General features: G+C 25.8%; 6 protein-coding genes and 1 riboswitch. Of the genes, 5 read left to right on the top strand and 1 reads right to left on the bottom strand.

Features of this window, described 5'->3' with window-relative positions; all coding sequences use genetic code 11:
- Positions 1 to 88: 88 nt before the first annotated feature.
- Positions 89 to 1342, bottom strand: coding sequence for an anthrax toxin lethal factor-related metalloendopeptidase (locus KGF52_RS20190; protein ID WP_227841413.1), 1254 nt, complete (start codon positions 1340 to 1342; stop codon positions 89 to 91).
- Between the two features lie 293 nt (positions 1343 to 1635).
- Between KGF52_RS20190 and KGF52_RS20185 the strand changes: the two genes are divergently transcribed.
- From KGF52_RS20185 to KGF52_RS20165, 5 genes are all read left to right on the top strand, one after another.
- Positions 1636 to 1947, top strand: coding sequence for a GIY-YIG nuclease family protein (locus tag KGF52_RS20185; RefSeq protein ID WP_227841412.1), 312 nt, complete (start codon positions 1636 to 1638; stop codon positions 1945 to 1947).
- A gap of 93 nt (positions 1948 to 2040) precedes the next feature.
- Positions 2041 to 2133, top strand: a riboswitch (TPP riboswitch).
- A 103-nt stretch (positions 2134 to 2236) separates the two neighbouring features.
- The gene (gene thiD, locus KGF52_RS20180; protein ID WP_227827451.1) at positions 2237 to 3031 is read left to right on the top strand and encodes a bifunctional hydroxymethylpyrimidine kinase/phosphomethylpyrimidine kinase; all 795 of its coding nucleotides are present in this window, start codon (positions 2237 to 2239) and stop codon (positions 3029 to 3031) included.
- Between the two features lie 26 nt (positions 3032 to 3057).
- Entirely contained in the window at positions 3058 to 3849 is a 792-nt protein-coding gene (thiM, locus tag KGF52_RS20175; RefSeq protein WP_227841411.1) for a hydroxyethylthiazole kinase, read from the top strand.
- A 21-nt stretch (positions 3850 to 3870) separates the two neighbouring features.
- The gene (thiE, locus tag KGF52_RS20170) at positions 3871 to 4503 is read left to right on the top strand and encodes a thiamine phosphate synthase (RefSeq protein WP_227841410.1); all 633 of its coding nucleotides are present in this window, start codon (positions 3871 to 3873) and stop codon (positions 4501 to 4503) included.
- Between the two features lie 137 nt (positions 4504 to 4640).
- The gene (locus tag KGF52_RS20165) at positions 4641 to 4943 is read left to right on the top strand and encodes a PTS sugar transporter subunit IIB (protein ID WP_227827454.1); all 303 of its coding nucleotides are present in this window, start codon (positions 4641 to 4643) and stop codon (positions 4941 to 4943) included.
- The last annotated feature ends 470 nt before the right edge of the window (positions 4944 to 5413 follow it).

The raw sequence follows: 5413 nt of genomic DNA, 5'->3' as shown, positions 1-5413 counted from the left end.
AAATATAACCATTAGAAATATTATAACATAAATATCAAAAAGTCTTTTATAAAGAGTAATTTATTAAATAGAAATATATTATTAAGTATTAATGTATTTCATAGCTTAGTTCTAATTCTTCAAGAAAATTATATGTTAAAGGACAATTTTCTTTCAATATATTTTTTGAGTCTTCATCAAGATAATAATGGACAAATGATTCCGCAAAAAATTCTTCTGGAAATTTACTAATATATGCATGTGCAACTTGTTTAGGGTCATAAAGTTTATATCTTTCTTGAGTAAACACTTCCATAAATTCTTCTGAATTTGATTTTTTGTCTAAGACATTTTTATCTATAGCATGTGCAGTTTCATGTAATTCCAAATTTTTAGCTGAATGAACATTTGCATAACTAGGGTTACTATAACCTATTTTAGCTACAATAGAGTTGTTTCTATATACCCCAGGTACATCCTTCCAAGTTTTACCTGATCTTACCCAACACGGAGGTAATTGGTGTTTTAAATCACTAAATTCTGGTTCGTCAGTTAAATTTGAATTTATTAATTTTATAACTATATTTTTTTCTTTAAGTGTTTGTAGATATTTTCCATTTATGTTTGAAAGTCTGTTTTTCATGTTTTCAACTTCATCTTTATCATAGTCTGAATTATCTGGAAGTATAAGCATTTGTTCAATTATATCTATATTACTTTTTCCTATATTTTCACTGTTTTCGTTAACTTCATATTTGAGATTATCATCTTGATAAAGAGTCATATTTGTATTGTTTTCTGAAAGATAGGAGTGAATATTTTCTAAGTCTAAAATGTTCATTTGATGTAAAATATTTTTTGTTTCACCACTCCATACCACTAAAGAAAGTGAATTAAAGTTAATCAGTGGATTTTCTTTCATTTTTGTTTCATTACTTATACTGACATCGAATACATATTCAATGGAGTTTTCTATATCAATATTGTTTGTGTTCTTCTTAAGATATAGATATGCTTGTCTTAACTCTATATAAATGTTATCTAAAGATTCGTCAAAAAATTCTGATAGATTGTTTGTAAATATTTCTTCACTTAAAAGTTCGCTTTTATCAGTTACACTTTCAATTAAAGTATTAATTTCTTTTATCATCTCAGAAATATTTATCTTCTTATTTGCTTTTTCATCAGATACATTGCATGGTGCAAGAGCAATGCAATAAAAATCTTCTTCTTTTTTGTAAAAGGCTTTAAGTGATTTTGACAAAAGTGTAAAGTCTACACCTATCTGTAAATTGACTTTAAATAAGTTCTTTTGTGATAATTCAATATTATTGCTTTTAGCTTTAATTAAATTGTTTTCCATAATCATTGCCCCCTTTTTATTAGGTTATCATAATTTTTTTATATATGTCAATTTATTTTTTTTGAAAATTATAATTTTTTTGAAAATTTTATTTTTTTATATTTGTGAATTTTTTGTTAGAAGAATAGATATGTTATTAATATGTCAAAATTTAGCGTCAAATACTCTTAGAATCTACTTTACGAATTTGCATTTGAGTTATTGTTAGAGCTGATTAATATATATAATTTACAGTAGTTTTTTTTATTTTATAATATAATGTTTATATATTTAATTTAAGGATGTGAATTAAGATGTATTTTACATATATTATAAGATGTAAAGATGATTCTCTATATACTGGATATACTAGCAATATAGTAAGAAGAATGAATGAACATAAGCTAGGAATTAATTCAAAGTATACTAGAGCAAAGGGATTTAAAAAGTTAGAAGTTTACTTTGTAACAAATACAAAAAGTAATGCAATGAAATTAGAATACTATATAAAAAAATTAACTAGAGATAAAAAATTATCTATAATAAAAAATCCCAATATACTTATAGATTCAATTGACAATAAAGAAAATTATATTATTGGAGAAGAGATAAAAGAACTGAAGTAAGTGTCTTTAATTACATAGTAAATAAATGTATATAGTGTAAAAACTTGACAATAAATACTATTGTAATATAATGAAGTTATAAATATAATAAATTAAAATAGCTAGGGGAGCCAAGAGCTGAGAGGAATACCGACCCTTACACCTGAACTGGATAATGCCAGCGTAGGAAAGCTTAGTATAAAACTTAAGTATGTATTATTTGTGATATATGCGAATTTCTAAGCTATACCTATTGTAGGTATAGCTTTTTTAGTTAATTTATTTAAATTAAATTTTTAGGAGGGTATAAATGAGTAACTATAAAATACCAACACTTACAATAGCTGGTTCAGATTCGTCTGGAGGAGCTGGAATCCAAGCTGATTTGAAAACTTTTAGTGCAATTGGCACATATGGAATGAGTGTAATAACAGCTATAACGGCACAAAATACTCAAGGTGTTTTTGCTGTAGAAGATTTAAGTCAAAGTATAATAAAAAAACAAATAGAGGCAGTATTTGATGATATACCTCCAAGAGCAGTAAAAATAGGAATGGTTTCAAGTCCAGAAATTATACTTGAAATAGTTGAAAATTTAAAAAAATACAATCCAGAATATTTAGTAGTAGACCCCGTAATGATATCTAAAAGTGGATATTATTTATTAAAACCAGAAGCAAAGGAAAATCTAATTAAATATTTAATACCACTTGCATATATAATTACACCAAATATTCCAGAAGCAGAAGAAATTACAGGAATAAAAATACATAATGTAGATGATATGAACAGTGTAGGAAAGAAAATATTAGAGCTTGGACCTAAATTTGTTCTTATGAAAGGCGGACATTTAGATGGAGAAGCAGTGGATATTTTAGTTGGTAAAAATATATTTGAAGTGTATAAAAGTGAAAGAATTGATAAAAAAAATACACATGGAACAGGATGTACATTATCTTCTGCAATAACATCTTACCTTGCATTAGGTTATGAAATAAAAGAAGCAGTAAAATTAAGTAAAATTTATATAACAGAAGCAATAAAAAATAGTTTTGATATAGGTCATGGAGTAGGTCCAGTACATCATTTTTATAAGTTTGAATAGTAAATAAAATTTTATGGAGGTAGAATATGTATAATTTAATTGAAGATGTAAAGAAAGCAAACCCATTAGTAATTCACTATACTAATAATGTAACAATAAATGATTGTGCTAATGTAACCTTAGCTATAGGTGCAAGCCCTCTTATGAGTTTTTCATATGAGGAAGTAGAAGAAATGGTAAGTATAGCAAATGCTGTAGTTATAAATATAGGAACCATGAATTCAAATATATTAGATTTGTTTTTATTGGCTGGAAAGTCTGCAAATAAATACAATAAACCTGTTATCTTAGACCCAGTGGGAGTCTTTGCAAGTAAAGCCAGAGCAGAACTTACAAATAAGCTTTTAAATGAAGTTAAATTTGACGTGGTTAAAGGGAATATAGCAGAAATAAAATTTATAGGTGGTTTTGATGTAATGGGTAAGGGAGTAGATTCCTTTGATGATGAAGAAGATTCTACTGATATAATAAAAAAAGTTTCTGAAAAGCTTGAATGTATAGTTGCAGCAACTGGAAAAATAGATATAATAACTGATAGTAAGGATACATATAAAATAAATAATGGAACTGAGAAGCTAAAAGGTATTACAGGTACAGGATGTATGACTGCTAGCTTGATTGCAAGTTTTATGGCTGTGACTAAAAATACATTAGAAGCAGCTACAATTGGTGTACTTACAATGTCATTAAGTGGAGAGTTGGCTAATTTAAATAATCCACCAATAGGTACATTTAAAGAAAAGCTAATGAATTCTATTTACCAAATGGACGAAGAGATTATAAGTAAATACTCTAATATTGAATTTTTAAATGAATAAATGCTCAACAGGAGGATGTAAATGATAGATAAAGAATGTTTAAAAAAAGACTTAAAGTTATATTTAGTGACTGATTCTGAAATGCTAGAAGGTAGAGATTTTTATAAATGTATTGAAGATGCAATAGCTTCTGGAATAACAACTGTGCAACTTAGAGAAAAAAATGCTTCTGGAAAAGAATTTTTAAAAAAGGCTATGAGGCTAAGGGAAATAACTAGAAAACATGGTGTTAAGTTTATAATAAATGATAGAGTAGATATAGCAATTATTTGTGATGCAGATGGAGTACATGTAGGACAGAGTGACATTGATGCCAAGGAAGTTAGAAAGCTTATAGGGAAGAATAAAATACTAGGTGTATCAGCAAGAACTTTAGAAGAAGCTATCTGTGCAAAAAATGATGGTGCAGACTATTTAGGTATAGGGTCTATATTTACAACATCTACTAAATTGGATGCTAAATCCGCATCATTTGAAACTGTCAAAGAAATTAAAGAAAAGGTAGATATACCATTTGTATTGATTGGTGGGATAAAACTAGATAATATAGATAAACTTAAGTGTTTAAATAGTGATGGATATGCTATAATATCTGCAATATTAAAATCTGAAAATATTTGTGAAGAAGTAGAAAAGTGGACATTAAAAATATAAAATAAGCTATAGTAGTGAAAAAATTGGAAAAATTTGATATAATTTAAAAGTAAAATACAGGAAGTTATAAATGTAAACTTTTCTACATATACTTTTTAATCAGAATATATGTAGATTTGATTAAAAAGGAGATATTAATGATTAGGATATTATTAGTGTGTGTTGGTGGTATGTCTTCTACTTTATTGGTAAATAAAATGGAGAAAGATGCAAAGAAAAGAGATATAGACTGTAAAATATGGGCAGTTGGAGAAGGAAATATAAAATCAGAACTTGGTAATTTTGATATTTTACTTCTTGGACCACAGCTTAGATTTATGTTTGATGATGTAAAATCTATAGTTGGAGATAAAGCTCCAGTAGCTATAATAGATATGGTAAACTATGGTACTTGTAATGGTCATGCTGTATTAAATACAGTATTAGAAATACTAAATTAAATCAATCTTCTATAGTGAACTCTATGATATAGAGTTCACTTTTTATATTCTTTAGCAAAAATAAATGATGAAAGGAGTACAGAAAAAATTAAACATCCTGATATAATATTCGAATTAAAATTTGAAGAATTGAAATTTATTAATGTTAAGGTTACAAATATTATCCTTATAAAAATCATAGCTTTTTATATTTCTATAAAAATTTAAGATTTTACAAATTTTTTCTAATCAACTATTAATATTCTTTTTATTTATTATATACTAAATAAAATTTAAAATCATTAATTTAAGTCTAATAGAATATTCTTAATAAAAAAATATATCGAAATTTTTTTCTAATTTTTTATTTTCAACAAGGCTGATTTAAATTATTCATCTTTATAGATTCTTAAGATATAATTAACTTAGAAAAAATTATTTCTAGATGAAAAATTAATAAAGGAGAATATGATGTTATCATTATCTATAAT

The sequence above is a fragment of the Clostridioides sp. ZZV15-6597 genome, from assembly GCF_020657815.1.
In the GTDB taxonomy this organism is placed as follows: domain Bacteria; phylum Bacillota; class Clostridia; order Peptostreptococcales; family Peptostreptococcaceae; genus Clostridioides.
This window is presented reverse-complemented; position numbering and strand designations above follow the sequence as displayed.

Excerpts from the sequence above, each read along its gene's own strand:
- thiE (WP_227841410.1), top strand. The coding sequence starts at position 3,871 with ATGATAGATAAAGAATGTTTAAAAAAAGACTTAAAGTTATATTTAGTG.
- thiD (WP_227827451.1), top strand. The coding sequence starts at position 2,237 with ATGAGTAACTATAAAATACCAACACTTACAATAGCTGGTTCAGATTCG.
- KGF52_RS20190 (WP_227841413.1), bottom strand. The coding sequence starts at position 1,342 with ATGGAAAACAATTTAATTAAAGCTAAAAGCAATAATATTGAATTATCA.
- KGF52_RS20185 (WP_227841412.1), top strand. The coding sequence starts at position 1,636 with ATGTATTTTACATATATTATAAGATGTAAAGATGATTCTCTATATACT.
- thiM (WP_227841411.1), top strand. The coding sequence starts at position 3,058 with ATGTATAATTTAATTGAAGATGTAAAGAAAGCAAACCCATTAGTAATT.
- KGF52_RS20165 (WP_227827454.1), top strand. The coding sequence starts at position 4,641 with ATGATTAGGATATTATTAGTGTGTGTTGGTGGTATGTCTTCTACTTTA.